Origin of the sequence: Duganella sp. SG902, assembly GCF_013376005.1 — a bacterium.
In the GTDB taxonomy this organism is placed as follows: Bacteria; Pseudomonadota; Gammaproteobacteria; order Burkholderiales; family Burkholderiaceae_D; genus Rugamonas.
Genome location: NZ_JABMJK010000013.1, coordinates 15,676 through 32,647 on the forward strand (window position 1 = coordinate 15,676; position 16,972 = coordinate 32,647).

Annotated in this window: 13 protein-coding genes; 6 read left to right on the top strand and 7 right to left on the bottom strand. The window is 66.2% G+C overall.

Translation table 11 applies throughout. The features are described 5' to 3' along the window. Window positions 1-54 precede the first annotated feature (54 nt). The 4 genes from FHW83_RS23360 (at window position 55) to FHW83_RS23375 (ending at window position 6,684) form a co-directional block, all read left to right on the top strand. On the top strand, window positions 55-477 hold the full coding sequence (locus FHW83_RS23360; RefSeq protein WP_176648766.1) for a divergent PAP2 family protein: 423 nt from the start codon (window positions 55-57) through the stop codon (window positions 475-477). Window positions 478-684: 207 nt separating this feature from the next. Then, window positions 685-1,854, top strand: coding sequence for an efflux RND transporter periplasmic adaptor subunit (locus tag FHW83_RS23365; protein WP_176648767.1), 1,170 nt, complete (start codon window positions 685-687; stop codon window positions 1,852-1,854). Window positions 1,855-1,869: 15 nt separating this feature from the next. Beyond that, window positions 1,870-5,100, top strand: a complete 3,231-nt coding sequence (locus FHW83_RS23370; RefSeq protein ID WP_176648768.1) for an efflux RND transporter permease subunit — start codon at window positions 1,870-1,872, stop codon at window positions 5,098-5,100. Window positions 5,101-5,262: 162 nt separating this feature from the next. Beyond that, entirely contained in the window at window positions 5,263-6,684 is a 1,422-nt protein-coding gene (locus tag FHW83_RS23375; protein ID WP_176648769.1) for an OmpP1/FadL family transporter, read from the top strand. A 47-nt stretch (window positions 6,685-6,731) separates the two neighbouring features. On the opposite strand, the gene FHW83_RS23380 is transcribed toward FHW83_RS23375, so the two are convergent. Together FHW83_RS23380 and FHW83_RS23385 are read right to left on the bottom strand one after the other, a co-directional pair. Further along, window positions 6,732-7,046, bottom strand: coding sequence for a hypothetical protein (locus FHW83_RS23380; RefSeq protein ID WP_176648770.1), 315 nt, complete (start codon window positions 7,044-7,046; stop codon window positions 6,732-6,734). 67 nt (window positions 7,047-7,113) lie between these two features. After that, the gene (locus FHW83_RS23385) at window positions 7,114-8,514 is read right to left on the bottom strand and encodes an L-cystine transporter (protein ID WP_176648771.1); all 1,401 of its coding nucleotides are present in this window, start codon (window positions 8,512-8,514) and stop codon (window positions 7,114-7,116) included. Between the two features lie 209 nt (window positions 8,515-8,723). Here FHW83_RS23385 and FHW83_RS23390 point away from each other — a divergent pair, with 209 nt between their 5' ends. Both FHW83_RS23390 and FHW83_RS23395 read left to right on the top strand, forming a co-directional pair. Beyond that, window positions 8,724-10,394 (top strand): methyl-accepting chemotaxis protein, encoded by a 1,671-nt coding sequence (locus FHW83_RS23390; protein WP_176648888.1) that lies wholly within the window; start codon window positions 8,724-8,726, stop codon window positions 10,392-10,394. Window positions 10,395-10,433: 39 nt separating this feature from the next. Beyond that, the gene (locus FHW83_RS23395; RefSeq protein ID WP_176648772.1) at window positions 10,434-10,934 is read left to right on the top strand and encodes a hypothetical protein; all 501 of its coding nucleotides are present in this window, start codon (window positions 10,434-10,436) and stop codon (window positions 10,932-10,934) included. A 149-nt stretch (window positions 10,935-11,083) separates the two neighbouring features. Here the strand turns inward: FHW83_RS23395 and FHW83_RS23400 are convergent, their stop codons facing one another. From FHW83_RS23400 to FHW83_RS23420, 5 genes are read right to left on the bottom strand one after another with little or no spacing between them, the layout of a single operon-like run. Beyond that, on the bottom strand, window positions 11,084-12,397 hold the full coding sequence (locus FHW83_RS23400) for a PAS domain-containing sensor histidine kinase (protein ID WP_176648773.1): 1,314 nt from the start codon (window positions 12,395-12,397) through the stop codon (window positions 11,084-11,086). Further along, window positions 12,394-13,851 carry a sigma-54 dependent transcriptional regulator gene (locus FHW83_RS23405; RefSeq protein ID WP_176648774.1) on the bottom strand — a complete coding sequence of 486 codons (1,458 nt, stop codon included), beginning with the start codon at window positions 13,849-13,851 and terminating at the stop codon, window positions 12,394-12,396. Before FHW83_RS23405 ends, FHW83_RS23400 begins: the two co-directional genes overlap by 4 nt. A 3-nt stretch (window positions 13,852-13,854) precedes the next feature. Further along, entirely contained in the window at window positions 13,855-15,051 is a 1,197-nt protein-coding gene (locus FHW83_RS23410) for an ABC transporter permease (protein ID WP_176648775.1), read from the bottom strand. Beyond that, window positions 15,051-16,289: an ABC transporter permease gene (locus FHW83_RS23415; protein ID WP_176648776.1), complete on the bottom strand. Its 1,239-nt coding sequence runs from the start codon at window positions 16,287-16,289 to the stop codon at window positions 15,051-15,053. The genes FHW83_RS23410 and FHW83_RS23415 overlap by 1 nt, the downstream gene beginning before the upstream one ends. Window positions 16,290-16,298: 9 nt before the next feature. Next, a complete protein-coding gene (locus FHW83_RS23420) occupies window positions 16,299-16,961 on the bottom strand; it encodes an ABC transporter ATP-binding protein (protein WP_176648777.1) in 663 nt (220 codons plus the stop codon). Between the last annotated feature and the right edge of the window lie 11 nt (window positions 16,962-16,972).

The following is a 16,972-nucleotide window of genomic DNA, read 5'->3' on the forward strand; positions in this document are numbered from 1 at the left end:
CCACTGGGGGGCGTCTGCCATAATGTCGCCACAAAAATGCATAGGACCGCCACAATGGACATCGCTTATCTCGTCACCCCGCTGATCACCTGGATCACGGTGGGGCCGATCAAATTCCTGATTAATAGCGCCAGGGCGCGCAAGTGGGCCTTCAACCTGGTCGGCAACGGCGGCTTCCCGAGCAACCACAGCGCCGTGGTGTCCAGCATGGCGACCCTGATCGCGCTGCGCGAGGGCATCGGCCACCCGGCGTTCGGGGTGGCCGTGACGCTGTGCTTTATCGTGATCATCGACGCCAACAGCCTGCGCCAGCACGTCGGCAAGCAGGCGGCGGCCATCAACCGCCTCGCCGGGGAGGACGGCGGCCACAAGTGGCTGCGCGAGCGCATGGGCCACACGCTGGTGGAAATCGCCGGCGGCCTCGCCACCGGCATCATTATGGGTAACATCATTAACGCCATCTTCGGCCGCGGCTGACTGTCCGCGCCGTCCGCTCCGGGCCGGACAATGTCCGGTTCCGCACCTCCCAGGTTTACCGTTCATCCCCGTATTTGGCGTTTCAGCCACAAATTCTGCCGTCCGTCGCACTGTGATTGACCTGACAACCCGGGTCGCGGATACTCTGCGCCCTGTAGTCTGGCTAATTCTAAAAGCACCGCACGTGCCACTTTCTCGGAGAACTTTATGTTGCGCAAAACCCTTCTAGCTCTCGCCATTGCCTCGGCCCTGGTCGCATGCGGCAAATCCGCCAAGGAGCCTGAAAAAGCCGCCGCCAGCGCTTCGGCCTCTGCCCCGGCGGCGAAGGACGAGCAGAAAGTGACATTGCAGATGTCGCCGGAGGACACCCTGACCATCGAATCGAACGCGCTGGCGTCCGGCCCGGTCATCACCGGCTCGATCCAGCCCGAGCGCCGCGCCGACCTGCGCGCCGAGGTGAACGCGGTTGTAGTTCAGGTACTCAAGGAAAATGGCGAGACGGTTAAGAAAGGCGATGTGTTGCTGCGCCTGGACGAAACCGCCATCCGCGACAGCCTGACCTCGGCCGACGAGGCCACCCGCGCCGCCGAGCAGTCGCTGGCCCAGGCCCAGCGCATGTACGAGCGCCAGAAAACCCTGCTGGCCTCCGGCATGGTCTCGACCACCGCCATGGAGGACGCCGAGGTGCGCCGCAACAACGCCCAGAGCGACCTGGCGGCCGCCCGCTCGCGCTCGGTGACGGCGCGCCAGCAACTGACCCGCACCGTGGTGCGCGCGCCGTTCGACGGCATCGTCAGCGACCGCAAGGTGTCCAACGGCGACACGGCGCAGGTGGGCAAGGAGCTGATCAAGGTGATCGACCCGGCCAGCATGCGCTTCGAGGGCATGGTCTCGGCCGACAAGATCGGCGAGGTGAAGGTGGGCCAGCCGGTGCTGTTCCGCGTCAACGGTTACTCGGACCAGCATTTCAACGGCAGGATCAAGCGCGTCGATCCGGCCGCCAACGCCGTCACCCGCCAAGTCGAGGTGCTGGTGGACTTCGCCGACGCCAACCGCCCGGGCGTGGCCGGCCTGTACGCCGAGGGCCGCGTCGAGTCGAAGACCACTTCCTCGCTGATGGTGCCGCCGTCGGCGCTGGTGCAGGCCGGCGACAACAACTATGTGTGGCGCGTCAAGAACGGCGTGCTGGCCAAGGTGCCGCTGTCGATCGGCACCCGCGACGAGCGCAGCGGCCGCTGGCAGGTGCTGTCCGGCCTGCAGGCCGGCGACATGGTGGTGCGCGTGCCGGCCTCCGGCTTCAAGGATGGCCAGAAGGTGGTGCTGAGCGCGCCCAAGGCCGTGGCCTCGGCCTCGACCCCCAAGGTCTCGGAAAAATAAAAAGGAATCCCCGCCATGTTCTTATCGGATTTTAGTATCAAGCGGCCCATCGCCACGATCGTGCTGATCGTCGCGATGATGTGCCTCGGCCTGATGGCGCTGACCAAGCTGCGCGTCAACCAGAACCCGGACGTGGAAGTCCCGTTCATCGTGGTCAACATCCCGTATCCGGGCGCCTCGCCCGAGACGGTGGAGCGCGAGATCGTCAACCGCCTGGAGAAATCGCTGAACTCGATCACCGGCGTGACCGAGTTGAACAGCACCGCCTCGGAGGGCTACGCCAGCATCTTCATCAAGTTCACCTTCAGCAAGAACCTGATCGAGGCCTCGGACGAGATCCGCAACGCCATCGCGGCGGTGCGCTACAAGCTGCCGATCGAGATGCGCGAGCCCATCCTGCAGCGCATCGACCCGTCGGCGCAGCCGGTGATGCAGATGGCGCTGTCGTCGAGCTCGCAAAGCCACGCGGAGATTTCGCGCCTGGCCGAGGACAAGCTGGCCGACCGCTTCCGCAGCATCGACGGCGTGGCTTCGGTCAACATCGACGGCTCGCTCAAGCGCGAGCTGAGCGTGCTGCTGAAGGCCGAGAAGCTGCGCGAGTACAACGTCTCGGTGGGCGACGTGGTCAACGCGCTGCGCAACCAGAACACCAACGCGCCGGTCGGCAAGGTGCGCGGCGAGCTCGACGAGAAGAGCATCCGCCTGGTCGGCCGCATCGAGCGGCCGGAGGAGTTCCAGCAGGTGGTGGTCAAGCGCAACGGCAACGAGCTGGTGCGCCTGGCGCAGGTGGCCACCATCGCCGACGGCTTCGCCGAGACCAACAGCCTGAGCGTGCGCTCCGGCAAGCCCAACGTCGGCATCTCCGTGACCCGCTCGCGCGACGCCTCGACCGTGACGGTGGCCCGCAAGATCAAGGCCATGGCCGAGGAAATGCAGAAGGAGATGCAGCCCGGCACCAAGCTGGAGATCACCCAGGATGACGGCGAGAACGCCGAGAGCAGCCTGGACAACGTGATCCACGCGCTGGTGTTCGGCGCCGGCCTGACCATCTTCGTGGTGTACGCCTTCCTCAATTCGTGGCGCTCGACCCTGATCACCGCGCTGTCGCTGCCGACCTCGGTGCTGGCGGCCTTCATCGGCGTCTGGCTGTGCGGCTTCACGCTGAACTTCATGACCCTGCTGGGCCTGTCGCTGGCGATCGGCGTGCTGATCGACGACGCCATCGTGGTGCGCGAGAACATCGTGCGCCACATGCAGCTGGGCGCCGACCGCCGCACCGCCGCGCTGAAGGGCACGGCCGAGATCGGCATGGCGGTGGCCGCCACCACCTTCTCCATCATGGCGGTGTTCATCCCGGTGGCCTTCATGCAGGGCATCACCGGCGAATGGTTCCGCCCGTTCGCCCTGACGGTGACCTGCTCGGTGGCGGTGTCGCTGCTGATCTCGTTCACGCTGGACCCGATGCTGTCGGCCTTCTGGGGCGACCCGCCGGGCCACCACGACGCGCCGCGCAAGGGCATCGAGAAGTATTTCGCCAAGTTCAACCACTGGTTCGACCACCAGGCCGACCGCTACGGCAACGTCATCGAATGGGCGCTGCACCACCGCCGCTCGATGGGCGTGATCGCGGTGGCGACCTTCGTCGGCGCGCTGTTCCTGCAGGCGCAGTACGGCGGCGCCAGCTTCGTGCCGGCCTCGGACTGGGGCACCATCGCGATCGACGTGCGGACCCCGTCGTCGAGCTCGCTGGAATACTCGCGCCTGAAGCTTGAAAAGGCGGCCGTGATCGCCCGCTCGATCAAGGAAACCAAGGAAACCAACAGCTACGTCAACCTGAGCGGCGGCCGCATCTACGTCGACATCGGCAAGAAGACCGAGCGCAAGCGCGGCGCCGTCGAGATCGCCAAGGAGTTGCGCGAGAAGCTGGCCGGCCTGGTGGGCGCCGAGTACACCGTGCTGGACGACCTGAGCAACGGCGCCCGCAAGCCGGTGCAGATAGAATTCACCGGCACCGATTCGCGCAAGCTGATGGAGATCACCAACGCCTTCATGGACCGCCTGCGCAAGGTGCCGGGCGCGGTCGACGTCGGCCTGTCGGAGATGGATCCGAAGGACGAGCTGCAGATCGAGCTCAATCGCGGCCTGGCCAACTCCATGGGCATCGCCGCCGGCGACGCCGCCCAGGCGCTGCGCGTGGCCTTCGCCGGCATCGAGGTGGGCGACTGGGTCGACCCGACCGGCGAGTCGCGCGACGTGGCCGTGCGCCTGGCGCCGGAGGACCGCACCAGCGCCGAGAACATCGAGCGCCTGCCGATCGCGGTGTCGGGCACCAACCAGATGGTGCCGCTGGACCAGATCGCCACCGTGACCATGGGCAAGGGCCCGTCCACCATCAAGCACAAGGATGGCAAGCGGGTGATCTCGGTCAGCGCCAACGTCGAGGGCCGCTCGCCGGGCGAGGTGACCACCGACGCCATGAAGCTGGTCAAGGACATCGACTTCCCGCCGGGCTACGGCCTGGCGCTGGGCGGCGCCGGCAAGGACATGCAGGAGGTGTTCGGCGCCATGATCATCGCGCTGGTGGCCGGCATCGGCCTGATGTATTTGATCCTGGTGATGCAGTTCGGCTCCTTCACGGCGCCGGTGGCGGTGATGCTGTCGCTGCCGCTGTCGCTGATCGGCGTGGTGCTGGGCCTGCTGGCCACCAACAGCACCATCAACCTGATGAGCCTGATCGGCGTGATCATGCTGATGGGCCTGGTCGCGAAGAACGCCATCCTGCTGCTGGACGCGGCGCGCAAGCGCGAGGAGGAGGGCTTCGGCCGCGAGGACGCGCTGATGTACGCCGGCCGCATGCGTCTGCGGCCGATCCTGATGACCACCTTCGCGCTGATCGCCGGCATGCTGCCGGTGGCCATCGGCCTGGGCGAGGGCGGCGAGTTCTACCGTCCGATGGCGATCGCCATCATCGGCGGCACCATCACCTCGACCCTGCTGACGCTGCTGATGGTGCCGACCTTCTACGACAGCATCGAGATCAAGAAGGACAGCGCGATCGCCAAGATGCACCGCCGCGCCGAACGCTTCGGCATGGTGGCGGCGGTGGCGTCGATCGTGGTCGAGACGCTGCTGTTCGTGCTGCTCATCCGTTTCGTCTACCGCATGGTGATGCTGGCGGCGCGCAAGCTGTTTGGCGGCCGCAAGGCCCCGCCCGCCGCGCCGGAGGAAGAGCGTAAGATTGCTTAGAAGTATTGTTGATTAAGCATCGGAAAGGGCCTTCGGGCCCTTTTTTTATTAATGAAATGCAGAGCGAATGCTCGGTTTGGCTTTTTTTGGTGTATGCTGCTGGCCTTCCAGTACCAATTTTTGGCTACCGGACCCTATAACATCTGATAAAGCGAGACCTCCATGCAGCGCAAATACCTCTCCCTGCTCATCGCCGCCGCCCTGGGCGCGGCCTCCGTCGGCGCGCACGCCTCGGGTTACCGTTTCGGCTCGCAGAGCGTGGCCGGCCAGGGCACGGCCGACGCCAACGGCGCCGAAGCCAACGACGCCTCGACCATCTTCTACAACCCGGCCGGCATGTCGCGCCTGGACGGCACGCAGATCAGCGCCGGCGCCACCGTGGTGGTGCCGCACTCGACCTACAACGACACCGGCTCGACCCACTTCACCGGCGCCCCGACCGGCGGCACCGCCGCCAAGGATTACGCGCCCGACGCGGTGACCGCGCCGTCGCTGTACGTCAGCAAGAAGCTGGACGACAAGTGGGCCGTGGGCCTGGGCCTGTTCGTGCCCTACGGCGCCAAGCTGGACTACGGCAACACCTGGAACGGCCGCTACGCGCTGTCCAACATCAAGCTGGAAGCCATCACCCTGAACCCGTCGGTATCGTGGAAGCTGAACGAGCACCACGCCTTCGGCTTCGGCATCAACGCCGAATTCATGAAGGCCGAGCTGGGCCAGGCGGTGGACGTGCCGGGCTCGATCGCCGCGCTGTCGAGCGGCGCCGGCGCGGCGCAGGGCGCGCTGCTGATCAAGCAGATCACCGCGCTGGGCGGCAATCCCGCGCTGCTGCGCTCGGTCAAGGACGGGCACGGCTCGAACGACGGCAAGGACTGGGGCTGGGGCTTCAACCTGGGCTACCTGTTCACGCTGGACGAGAACACCCGCTTCGGCCTGGCCTACCGCTCGTCGGTGTCGCACCAGCTGCGCGGCAGCACCGTGTGGGACTTCTCCCAGGTGACCACCGACCCGATCGTCAACAAGGTGCTGGAAGCGGCCTCGCACAAGGTCAACTCGGCGGCGCTGGTGACCCTGCGCACGCCGGAGACGCTGTCGGCCAACGTGTTCCACCAGTTCGATTCGAAGTGGGCCGGCATGGCCGACGTGACCTTCACCCGCAACAACCGCATGGGCAACCTGAACATCCAGTTCCCGGGCACCGGCGAGGGTGACGAGGTGATCCGCCAGCAGTGGAAGAACACCGTGCGCGTTTCGCTGGGCGGCAACTACGCCTACAACGACAACCTGACCCTGCGCGCCGGCGTGGCGTATGACGAGTCGCCGGTCAAGAGCGCGGAGCTGACCCACCCGGCGTTGCCTGACAGCGACCGCATGCAGTATTCCTTCGGCGCCAACTGGAAGCTGAGCCCGCGTTCGTCGATCGATCTGGCCTACAGCTACCTGGACTTCAAGGATGCCAAGATCAACTACACCAACCAGTGCAATCCGCTGGCGACCGGCTGCACCGGCAACGGCGAAACCACCCGCGGCCTGTTCCAGACCCACCTGTCGCTGGTCGGCATCTCGTACAACTACAAGTTCTAAGTTCGGAACCGCGTAGCAAGCAAAGGGCCTTCGGGCCCTTTTTTTTGTTACTGCTGCTTGGCCGGCGGCGGGCTGGTTTGCTGTTGCTGCTGGTTGGGTGGCGTGGTGCCAGTGTTGTTGCCGGCCGCGCCGGTGCCGCTGGCGTCGGCGCCGCCGGTGCCAGTCGCGCCACCAGTAGCGCCCGTGCCGCCAGTGGCGCCGGTGCCGCCGCTCGGGGTGGTGGCCGGGGTGGTGGTGCTGTCGGGCGTGGCTGTGGCGGGGGATGGCGGCTGGTCAGCCGGGCGTTTGTTGCAGGCGCCGAGCAGCGACGCCGTCAGCGCCGCGCCCAGCAGGATTTTCATCGCATGAGGCAGGATAGTCATCATTTTTCCTTTCGGTTAAGGGAAATGATTAGACCGCGCCGGCGTGCCGGCGGTTCCCGCGCGCGCGTCAGGCGGCCTTGCGGTCGCTGTCGATCGGTGCCTCGGCGTCGCTGTTGAAGACCGCCTGGTCGGTTTCTCCCAGCACGCGGCTGGCGACCGCGCCCGCCGTCACCGAACCGCTGACGTTGAGCGCGGTGCGGCCCATGTCGATCAGCGGCTCGATCGAGATCAGCAGGCCGGCCAGCGCCACCGGCAGGTTCATCGACGACAGCACGATCAGCGCGGCGAAGGTGGCGCCGCCGCCGACGCCGGCCACGCCCACCGAGCCGATGGTGATGATGGCCAGCAGCGGCGCGATGAAGCCGAGCGTGAACGGATCGACGCCGACGGTCGGCGCGATCATCACCGCCAGCATGGCCGGGTAAATGCCGGCGCAGCCGTTCTGGCCGATGGTGGCGCCAAACGAGGCGGCGAAGTTGGCGATGCCTTCCGAGGTGCCGAGGCGCGTGGTTTGCGTCTGCACGCTCATCGGGATCGCGCCCGCGCTGCTGCGCGAGGTGAAGGCGAAGGTCAGCAGCGGCAGGATCTTCTTGGTCCAGCGCAGCGGATTCAGGCCCAGCCCGGAGACGATCAGCAGGTGCACCCCGAACATCAGCAGCAGCGCGCTGTACGAGGCCAGCACGAAGTCGACCAGGCGCAGGATGTCGGTGTAGCTGGAGGTCGACACCACCTGCGCCATCAGCGCGAACACGCCGTAGGGCGTCAGGCGCAGCACCAGCGTCACGATGCGCATCACGATGGCGTGCGCCACCTGGATGAAGCGCTCGAACGCGGCAAAGATGTCCGGCTTCTTGTCATGGATGCCGGTGGCGGCGATGCCGATGAACACCGAGAAAATCACCACCGCGATGGTGGAGGTCTTGCGGCCGCCCGTCATGTCGAGGAAGGGATTGGCCGGGATGAAGCTCAGCAGCATGCTCGGCAGCGAAATCGCCTGCGCCGCCTCCACCTTGCCTTGCAAATAGACGCCGCGCGCGATGTCGGCCGCCGAGGCGGTCAGGCCGACCGCGCTCAGGCTGAAGGCCTTGGCCATCAGGATGCCGATGCTGGCCGCGATCAGCGTGGTGGCCATCAGCGTGCCGATGGTGAGCGCGCTGATCTTGCCGAGCGAGTTGATGCCCTTCAGTTTCAGGATGGCCGAAATGATGGACACCATAATCAGCGGCATCACAATCATTTGCAGCAGCTTGACGTAGCCGGTGCCGACGATGTCGAGGTAGTCGCCGGTGGTCTTGACGTCGGCCGCGCCGGCGCCGTAGATCGCCTGCAGCGCCGCGCCCAGCACCACGCCGAGCCCCATGCCGGTGAATACGCGCACCGAAAACGACGCATGCTTGCGCTGTTGCGCGTACAGCAGGCCCAGCAAGGCCAGCGCCGCCACCAGGTTGAGGATTACGTTGATCGTCATTGCTTATCCTTTACTACTTATTTGTAACCGATCGTGCATTTTATAGGTTCCCATCGCGCGCCCAGCGAATATTTGGCTATATGCCTATACAGAATTCACATATGCAAGTGTTGTAAGTTGTTTTGGGCCCGATATTTATAAGGTTACCCTTTGGTGGTTGCGAGCTACAATTTCCTGCATTCCACTTGCAAGGAGCATGTATGGCCACGATGAAGGTAGGCACCCGGTTGAGCCTGGGTTTCGGACTCGTGTTGGTGCTGTTGCTGCTGGTGGCCATGCTCGGCGTGTTTAACATGAGCACGATCCATGCCAAGCTGGACCGTATCGTCAACGAGAATGCCGTCAAGACGCAGCTGGTCAACGATATGTCGGAGTCGGTGCACATCGTGGCGCGCGTGACGCGCAGCGTGGTGCTGCTCACCGACCATGACGCCATCCGCCGCGAGATGGAAAAAGTCGCCAAGGCGCGCGAAATCTACAACAAGGCGGTGGAGACGCTGGCGCAAATGCCGGCCACGCCCAAGGGCGTGGAAATCCGCGACCGCATCGCCGCCCAGGCCAGGCTCACGCGCCCGCTGAACGACAAGGTGTTCGAACTGGCGCTGGCCGACAACGATGCCGAGGCAACCAAGGTGCTGATGCAGCAGGCCGGCCCCAACACGCAGGCCTGGCAGGACGCCATGGACGAGTATGCGGCGCTGCAAAAGGAAGCCAACCAGCGCGACGCCGCCGAGGCGACCGCCGCCTACGAGCGCGCCCGCGCCCTGATGCTGGTGTTGAGCGGCGTGGCGATCGCGGTCGGCGCGATCGCGGCGGTGCACATCGCGCGCGGCCTGTTGCGCCAGCTTGGCGGCGAGCCCGATTACGCGGCGGCCATCGCCAGCCGCATCGCCGCCGGCGACCTGACGGTGGTGGTCGACACGCGCGGCGACGACGAGCAAAGCATGCTGCACGCCATGAAGATGATGCGCGACGCGCTGGCCCGCATCGTGGCCGAGGTGCGCACCGGGACCGAAACCATCGCCTCGGCCTCGACCCAGATCGCCAGCGGCAACCAGGATTTGTCCGCGCGCACCGAGCAGCAGGCCAGCTCGCTGGAGGAGACCGCGTCGTCGATGGAGGAGCTGACCAGCGCGGTGCGCGCCAACAACGACAACGCGCGCCAGGCCAACCAGCTGGCGCGCTCGGCCTCCGAGGTGGCGCAGCAGGGCGGGGCGGTGGTGTCGCAGGTGGTCGACACCATGGGCGCGATCAATGAGTCGTCGCGCAAGATCGTCGACATTATTTCGGTGATCGACGGCATCGCCTTCCAGACCAACATCCTGGCGCTGAACGCCGCCGTGGAGGCGGCGCGCGCGGGCGAGCAGGGCCGCGGCTTCGCGGTGGTGGCGTCGGAAGTGCGCACGCTGGCGCAGCGCTCGGCCTCGGCCGCCAAGGAGATCAAGGAGCTGATCGGCACCTCGGTGGAGAAGGTGGAGATCGGCAGCAAGCTGGTCGAGCAGGCCGGCCACACCATGGACGAGGTGGTGGCCAGCGTGCAGCGCGTGACCGACATCATGGTCGAGATATCCACGGCCGGCGACGAGCAAAGCGCCGGCATCGAGCAGATCAACCAGGCCGTCAGCGAGATGGACACGGTGACGCAGCAGAACGCGGCGCTGGTGGAGGAGGCCGCCGCCGCGGCCGAGGCCATGCAGAATCAGGCGGCCAATCTGGAGCGCGTGGTCAGCGTGTTCCGCGTGGACGGCATGCCGGCGGGCGTGGCCCCGGCCGCGTCCATCGCCAGGCCGGTGGCGCGGCGTCCGGCGGCGCTGAAGCCGTCCACGCCGCGGCTGGCCGGCGCCGCGTCCGGCGGCAAGGACGACTGGGAGGAATTCTGACTATAATCGCGGCAGTGTCTTTTTAATGGATGAGTCGCGATGAAAGCTCTGTTTGCCCTGATGTTGGTTTCGACGGCCGCGCTGGCCGATGACGCGGCGCTGCTGAAATGCCGCCAGCTGGAAGATGGCCCGGTGCGCCTGGCCTGCTACAACGCCATCGTGGTCGCTCCTGGCGCGCCGTTCGCCGCCCCGGCGGTTGCCGCCGCCGCTGGCGCCGCGCGCGCCGCCGCGCCGGCCTACACCACGGTGGCCGCGCCCACAGAGGCCGAAATGGCGGCCATGTTCGGCCGCGAACCGGAAATTCTGAAATCGGCGCGCCTGAACTCGATCGAGACCAGCATCAGCGGCCCGTTCGACGGCTGGGTGCGTGGCCAGCGCATCCGCTTGGCCAACGGCCAGGTCTGGAAAGTGGTGGACGATACCGAGGATGTGGTGGAGCTGAACAATCCGAAAGTGACCGTCAAGCGCGGCCTGCTGGGCGCGATCTTCCTCGACATCGAAGGCGCGCACCGCAATCCCAAGGTCCAGCGCGTGCAGTAAAGCCCGGCTCGGAGCCTGATGCCGTCATTCCCGCGCAGGCGGGAATCCATGCTGAACTTATGACCACGCGTCCTATGGATTCCCGCCTGCGCGGGAATGACGGTTCATCAGTTTGTGGTCGAAAAAGGCTTCACTTAGCGGCATTGGGCTCAGAACCAGATATCGAAGCTGGTCGCGCCATCGCCGGTGGCGGCCAGGCGGTAGTGGAAGCCGTGCCGGTTCAGCACTTCGCGCACGAACAGCAAGCCGATGCCCTGGCCGCCTTTTTTCGTGGTGAAGAAGGGCGTGAACAGCTGCCGCGCCGGCACTTCCCCCAGCAGGTTGCCGCTGTCGATCACCGACAGGCGCACGCCGCCCGCTTCATTCGCCAGCACGAGGCCGATGCGCTTGTCCGCGCCGTGCCCCGCCTCGGCCGCCTCCATCGCGTTCTTCACCACGTTCAGCAGCGCCTGTTCCATCAGGTGGCGGTCCATGGCGATGGCCGGCACCTGGTCACAGCGCTCCCAGGCGATGTGGATGCCGCGGCCGCGGCATTGTTCGCGGTACAGGTAGAGGATGTCGTCCATCAGGTCGCGCACGGCGTTCGGACGCAGCTCCGGCGCCGGCATCTTCACCACGCGCGTGAAGCGCTCGATGAACTCGCCCAGGCTGGCGTTGCGGCGCTGGACGGCCAGGATGGCGGTGCCGAAGTCCTCGCGGTCGTGCGCGGCCAGCTGGTCGCGGTAGTAGAGCAGCGAGTCGAGCACCGAGCCGGTGGCGGCGACCGTGTTGTTGACCTCGTGCGCCAGCACGCGGATCAGCTTGTCGTACGTGGATTTCTCCGAGCTCTCCAGTTCCTCGGTCAGCTCCTCCACCAGCAGGAAGTGGCGGGCGAAGCCGCGATCATAGAATTGCCCGCGCTGCCCGCGATAACGGCGGCCGTCGGCGTCGGCCAGCAGCTGCGAGTCGCCAAGCGGCAGGGTGTTCAGTTGCGCCAGCAGTTCGGTCGGCGGGCATTCGGCCAGGGTCTTGCCTTTGGCGTCCCGCAGCCCGGTCAGCGCCTGGGCGCTCGCGTTCAACAGGCTGATCCGGCCGTCGAAGTCGAACACGATGACGGCGCTCGGCGTGGCCTCCAGCAGCTTGTCCAGGAAGCCCTGTTGCTCGCCCAGTTGCAGGCGCTCCTGATAGAGCGCGCCCAGCATGGTGTTGAACAGCTGGACCAGTTCGTTGAGTTCGGCGTCGCCGCTGAGTTGCAGGCGGGCTGCGTAGTGCTGGTCCTGCAGCAGGTCGTGGAAGTGGCGCGTGTAGCCGAGCGGCTCGAGCGCGCGGCGGATCAGGCGCACGCCAAGCGCAAGGCTGAGCAGCACGGCCGCTTCCAGAACCAGCATCAGCACCGGCTGGCTGCGGAACAGCAGCACGGTGATCGCCAGGAACAGCAGGTGGGTGACGATCAGATAGGCGTACAAGCGCCGCCGCAAGCTCATCTCCAGCCGCCGCGTGCGCCGGCGCCGGCGTGGGCGAGGTTGCCGGCGTCCGCGGCGTCGGCAGCGCCGCCGAGGCCGTGGCGTTCGAGGCGGCGGTAGAGCGCGGTGCGGCTCAGCCCAAGCGCCTTGGCCACGCGCGAGATGTTGCCGTGGTGCTGCTCCAGCGCGTGCACGATCATGTGCCGCTCGACCTGCTCCAGCGTCATGCCGTCGACGCCGAGCCGCGCGCCCGCCGCGCCGGGGCCGCCGCCATGCTCATGCTGCTCGACGGCGACAAAATCCGCCTGCCGCAATTCGCCGCGCCCGACCAGCAGCAAGGTGCGCTCCAGCGTCTGCTTCAACTGGCGGATGTTGCCCGGCCACGGCTGCGCGCTCAGCCATTCCAATGCCTGCGGCGTGATCGTCGCGGCGGGCAGGCCGTAGCTGACCGACACCTCGCCGAGGATGTGGCGCGCCAGCAGTGGAATGTCGCTGCGCCGCTCGCGCAGCGGCGGCAGGCGGATGGTGATCAGGTTCAGCCGGTAAAACAAATCCTCGCGGAACTCGCCGCCCGCCACCAACTCCGCCAGCTCGCGGTTGGTGGCCGACACCACGCGCACGTCGGCCTGCTCGCTGCGGCTGGCGCCCACCGGCTGATAGGTCTGGTCCTGCAGCACGCGCAGCAGCTTGACCTGGTCCGAGCGATTCAGTTCGCCGATCTCGTCCAGGAACAGCGTGCCCCCGTGCGCGCTGGCGACGTGGCCCTTGCGGTCGGTCTTGGCGTCGGTGAAGGCGCCGCGCACGTGGCCGAACATCTCGCTCTCGAACAGCGACGGCGTGATCGCGCCCATGTTGATCTTGACGATGGCCTTGCCCGCGCGCGAACTGTTGCGATGGATTGCGTCCGCGATCAACTCCTTGCCGCAGCCGCTCTCGCCCAGTATCAGCACCGGCGCGCGCGTGTTGGCGACCTGGCCGATGGTGCTCAGCACTTTCAGCAGGCGCGGATGCTCGCCCACGATCGCGCTGAAATCGAACTGCGCGTCGAGCGCCTGGCGCGACGAGCGCGCGGCCGGCGCGGCCGGCGCGGCCGCCTCCAGCGTGGTGCGGATCAATTCCGCCAGCTGCGTGTTGTCCCACGGCTTGGTGAAGAAGTTGGCGGCGCCGGCCTGCATGCCGCGCACCGCCAGCGCGATCGATCCCCAGGCGGTCATCAGCAGCACCGGCAGGGCGGGGTAGGCGGCGCGCAGGTCGGCCAGCAGCCGCAGGCCTTCCTCGCCACTGGTCTGCAGCGAGAAATTCATGTCCTGCAGCACCAGGTCGACCGGCTGGGCGGCCAGCATGGCCAGCGCCTGTTTCGGATCGTCGGCGCACAGCGCGTCGTAGCCGGACTGCTTGAGCAGCAAGGCCAGCGACACCTGCACCGCGTTGTCGTCGTCGATAATTAAAATGCGTTGCTTGCGAGTCGGTTCCATTGTTTATTCGTAGTGCAGCGCCTGGGTCGGGCTCAGGCGCGCGGCGCGCCAGCCGGGGTAGAGCGAACAGACCAAGGATAGCAGATAGATCACGCTGGCCGATAGCGCCGTCGCGCCAAAAAACACCGGCCAGTTCAGGCCGTCGCCCAGCACGCCGGTCAGCGGCAATTGCACCAGCAGCACCAGCGCGACCAGCATGGCGCCACTGCTGAGCAGGATCTGCTCGGTGGCGATCTGGCGGTAGATGCTGCCGGCGTCCGCCCCCAGCGCGCGGCGCAGGCCGATTTCGGGGATGCGCTGGGTGGTGTTCTGCCACAGCACGCCGAACAGGCCGAACGCCACCATGACCAGCAGGAAGGCGGCGATCACCGACAGGATCACCAGCGGCGTGGTTTGCGTGCGCATGATGGCGTCGCGCGCATCCTCCAGCGGCCCGGCGAGATAGGTCCAGTCGTTGCGGATCTGTTTCAGACGTGTGACGAGTTTGGCTTCAAACACGCGCGGCGTGCCGGGCTTTACCTTCAGCACGATCGCGCTGGCCGCCTCCTTGGCGACGCCCGGCACCCAGCGCGGCAGCATGAAATAGACCGGGTCCATGTAGTCGCCCTGCGAGCGGAACTGCTCGACCACGCCGACCACGCGGTAGCGCACCGGCTGCTCCTTGTCGCGCGGCAGCAGGTAAAGCTGGCCGATCGGGTTTTTGCCGGGGAACCAACGGTCCGCCAGCTTGCGGTTGATGACCACCGGGGCGGCGTCGGCGCCGTCATCGATGCGGGAGAAGAAACGGCCGGCCACCAGCCGCATGTCCATGGTGGCGAAGAAATCGTCGGAGACCGCCATGCCGTCGATGGTCAGCTTGGCGCTGCCGTCGGGCAGCGTGTAGTCCTCGGTCCAGCGCGTGAAGGTGTAGGTGGGGAAGGAGCTGAAGGCGACCGATTCCACCTCCGGCAGTTCCAGCAGGCTGCGCTTGATGTTGTCGAACAGGACCGGGTCGTTCGGAATCTCCGGGCCGGATGGCAGGATGGAGACCGACCATTGGTTGCGCCAATTGTGGCCGACCGGCAGCTGGTACAGCTGCCAGTAACGCAGGCCGAAGGCGGCGATCGCGAACACCAGCATGAACGCCAGCAGGATTTCCAGGCTCAGCATCATGTTGCGGCCCTTGCGTTTCCAGATCAGTTTAAGCAGATGGCGCAGCATTATGCATTTCCTTTCAATGCGCGGACCGGCGCCATGCGGGAGGTTTTCCAGGCCGGAATTACGCCCGACAGGACACCGAACACCAGCGCGATCAGCAGGCCGTAGCCGAAGATGGCGAAGTTCAGATGGACTTTCAGATAGGGCAGCACGCCCCAGCTTTCCATCCACCACAGCAGGCCGCTGGCCAGGACCAGGGCGATGGCGCCGCCGATCAGGCTCAGCAGCACGTTTTCCAGCACCAGCTGCCACACCAGTTGGCGGCTGGTGGCGCCGAACGCCTTGCGCACGCCGATCTCGCTGCTGCGCTCCATGATGCGGCCCATGTTCAGATTAATCAGGTTCAGCGCCGGCAGCGCCATGAACAGCAGCATCAGCACGACGATGATGGACAGCAGCGTCGAGGCGCCGCCATCGTCGGCCTGGCTGTTCAGCAGCGTGCGCGAGAACAGCGCCAGCTTGGAGTCGCCCCAGAACTGGGTCGTGTTGAAGCGGTTGGGATCGTCGTACTGCACGTGTTTGGCGGCCTCGATGATTTCGCGCTGGAGCGCCGGCAATTCCGCCGGCGAGCGCGCCATCATGATGGCGCTGAAGGCGCCGAACATCTGATCCTTGTAATCACTGGAGGGCTGGCTGGTGAGCGGCACCCAGATGTCGGACACCGCATTGACGTGCAGCTCGTCCCGCACCACGCCGATCACGGTGAAGTCCTGCCCCATGGCGTTGAACTTCTGGCCCAGCCAGGGCTGGCCGGGGAACAGCTTGCGCGCGGTGGCCTCGTTGATGACCGCCACCATGCGGCCCTGCGCCACGTCGTCCTGGTTGTACAGCCGGCCTTGCAGCAGCCTGAAGTCGAGGATTTGCCAGTATTCGGCATCGGTCTGGCGCATTTGCAGGCTGCTGACGCGGTCGGGCTGATAGACCGAGATGGTGAGCGGCAGGCCGGCGGCCGACACCACCTCCGCGTGTTTCAGCGGCTTCAGGTATTTGTCGATTACCTTGTAGCCCAGCGTGCCGCTGCGCCAGCCCGGCTTGTCGGTGTGCGACGAGCGGTACAGCAACATTTGCACATAGCGGTCGCTGCGGCCCTCGACGCCGGTCGGGTAGAAGGTGTTCTCCAGCAGCGCGGCGACCACCACCAGCACCACCAGCGTCAGCACGATGCACAGCAGGTTGATGGCGGTGAACAGCTTGCGGCGCATGAAGACCTTCCATGCGGTCAGCAGATAATTTCTGAACATGCGCGCTCCTTACGCGACCAGCTGGCCGTCGAACACGCGCACGATGCGGCCGGCCTGCCGGGCCTCGTGCTCGTTGTGGGTGACCATGACGATGGTGGTGCCCTCGCTGTGCAGCTTGAGCAGGATGTCCATCACTTCCTGGCCCATCTTGCTGTCCAGGTTGCCGGTGGGTTCGTCGGCCAGCAGCACTTGCGGCTGGCCGACGATGGCGCGCGCGATCGCCACGCGCTGCTGCTGGCCGCCGGACAGCTGGTTCGGGTAGTGGTCCATGCGCGCGCCGAGGCCGACCTTCTCCAGCGCCTCGCGCGCCAGCCGCTGGCGCTTCTTGGTGGAGACGTTGCGGTACAACAGCGGCAGCTCGACGTTGTCGATCACGCGCAGGTCGTTAATCAGGTGGAAGCTCTGGAAGATGAAGCCGAAGGTCTGGTTGCGCAGCTTGGCCACGTATTTGTCCTTGTACGACGCGACCGGCGTGCCGGCCACGTGGATCGAGCCGGCGCCCGGCTCGTCGAGCAGGCCGATCAGGTTCAGCAGGGTGCTCTTGCCGCAGCCGCTGGGGCCCATGATGCTGACGAACTCGGACTTCTCGACGTGCAGGTCGATGTCCTTCAGGGCCAGGGTTTCGACCTTGTCGGTCTGGTAGGTTTTGCTGACTTTGTGCAGGCGGATCATTGTTGAGGGCT

Coding starts and splice junctions, on each gene's coding strand:
- FHW83_RS23405 (WP_176648774.1), bottom strand. CDS start 13,851: ATGGAACCGACTCGCAAGCAACGCATTTTAATTATCGACGACGACAAC.
- FHW83_RS23375 (WP_176648769.1), top strand. CDS start 5,263: ATGCAGCGCAAATACCTCTCCCTGCTCATCGCCGCCGCCCTGGGCGCG.
- FHW83_RS23400 (WP_176648773.1), bottom strand. CDS start 12,397: ATGAGCTTGCGGCGGCGCTTGTACGCCTATCTGATCGTCACCCACCTG.
- FHW83_RS23415 (WP_176648776.1), bottom strand. CDS start 16,289: ATGTTCAGAAATTATCTGCTGACCGCATGGAAGGTCTTCATGCGCCGC.
- FHW83_RS23370 (WP_176648768.1), top strand. CDS start 1,870: ATGTTCTTATCGGATTTTAGTATCAAGCGGCCCATCGCCACGATCGTG.
- FHW83_RS23395 (WP_176648772.1), top strand. CDS start 10,434: ATGAAAGCTCTGTTTGCCCTGATGTTGGTTTCGACGGCCGCGCTGGCC.
- FHW83_RS23380 (WP_176648770.1), bottom strand. CDS start 7,046: ATGACTATCCTGCCTCATGCGATGAAAATCCTGCTGGGCGCGGCGCTG.
- FHW83_RS23420 (WP_176648777.1), bottom strand. CDS start 16,961: ATGATCCGCCTGCACAAAGTCAGCAAAACCTACCAGACCGACAAGGTC.
- FHW83_RS23365 (WP_176648767.1), top strand. CDS start 685: ATGTTGCGCAAAACCCTTCTAGCTCTCGCCATTGCCTCGGCCCTGGTC.
- FHW83_RS23360 (WP_176648766.1), top strand. CDS start 55: ATGGACATCGCTTATCTCGTCACCCCGCTGATCACCTGGATCACGGTG.
- FHW83_RS23410 (WP_176648775.1), bottom strand. CDS start 15,051: ATGCTGCGCCATCTGCTTAAACTGATCTGGAAACGCAAGGGCCGCAAC.
- FHW83_RS23385 (WP_176648771.1), bottom strand. CDS start 8,514: ATGACGATCAACGTAATCCTCAACCTGGTGGCGGCGCTGGCCTTGCTG.
- FHW83_RS23390 (WP_176648888.1), top strand. CDS start 8,724: ATGAAGGTAGGCACCCGGTTGAGCCTGGGTTTCGGACTCGTGTTGGTG.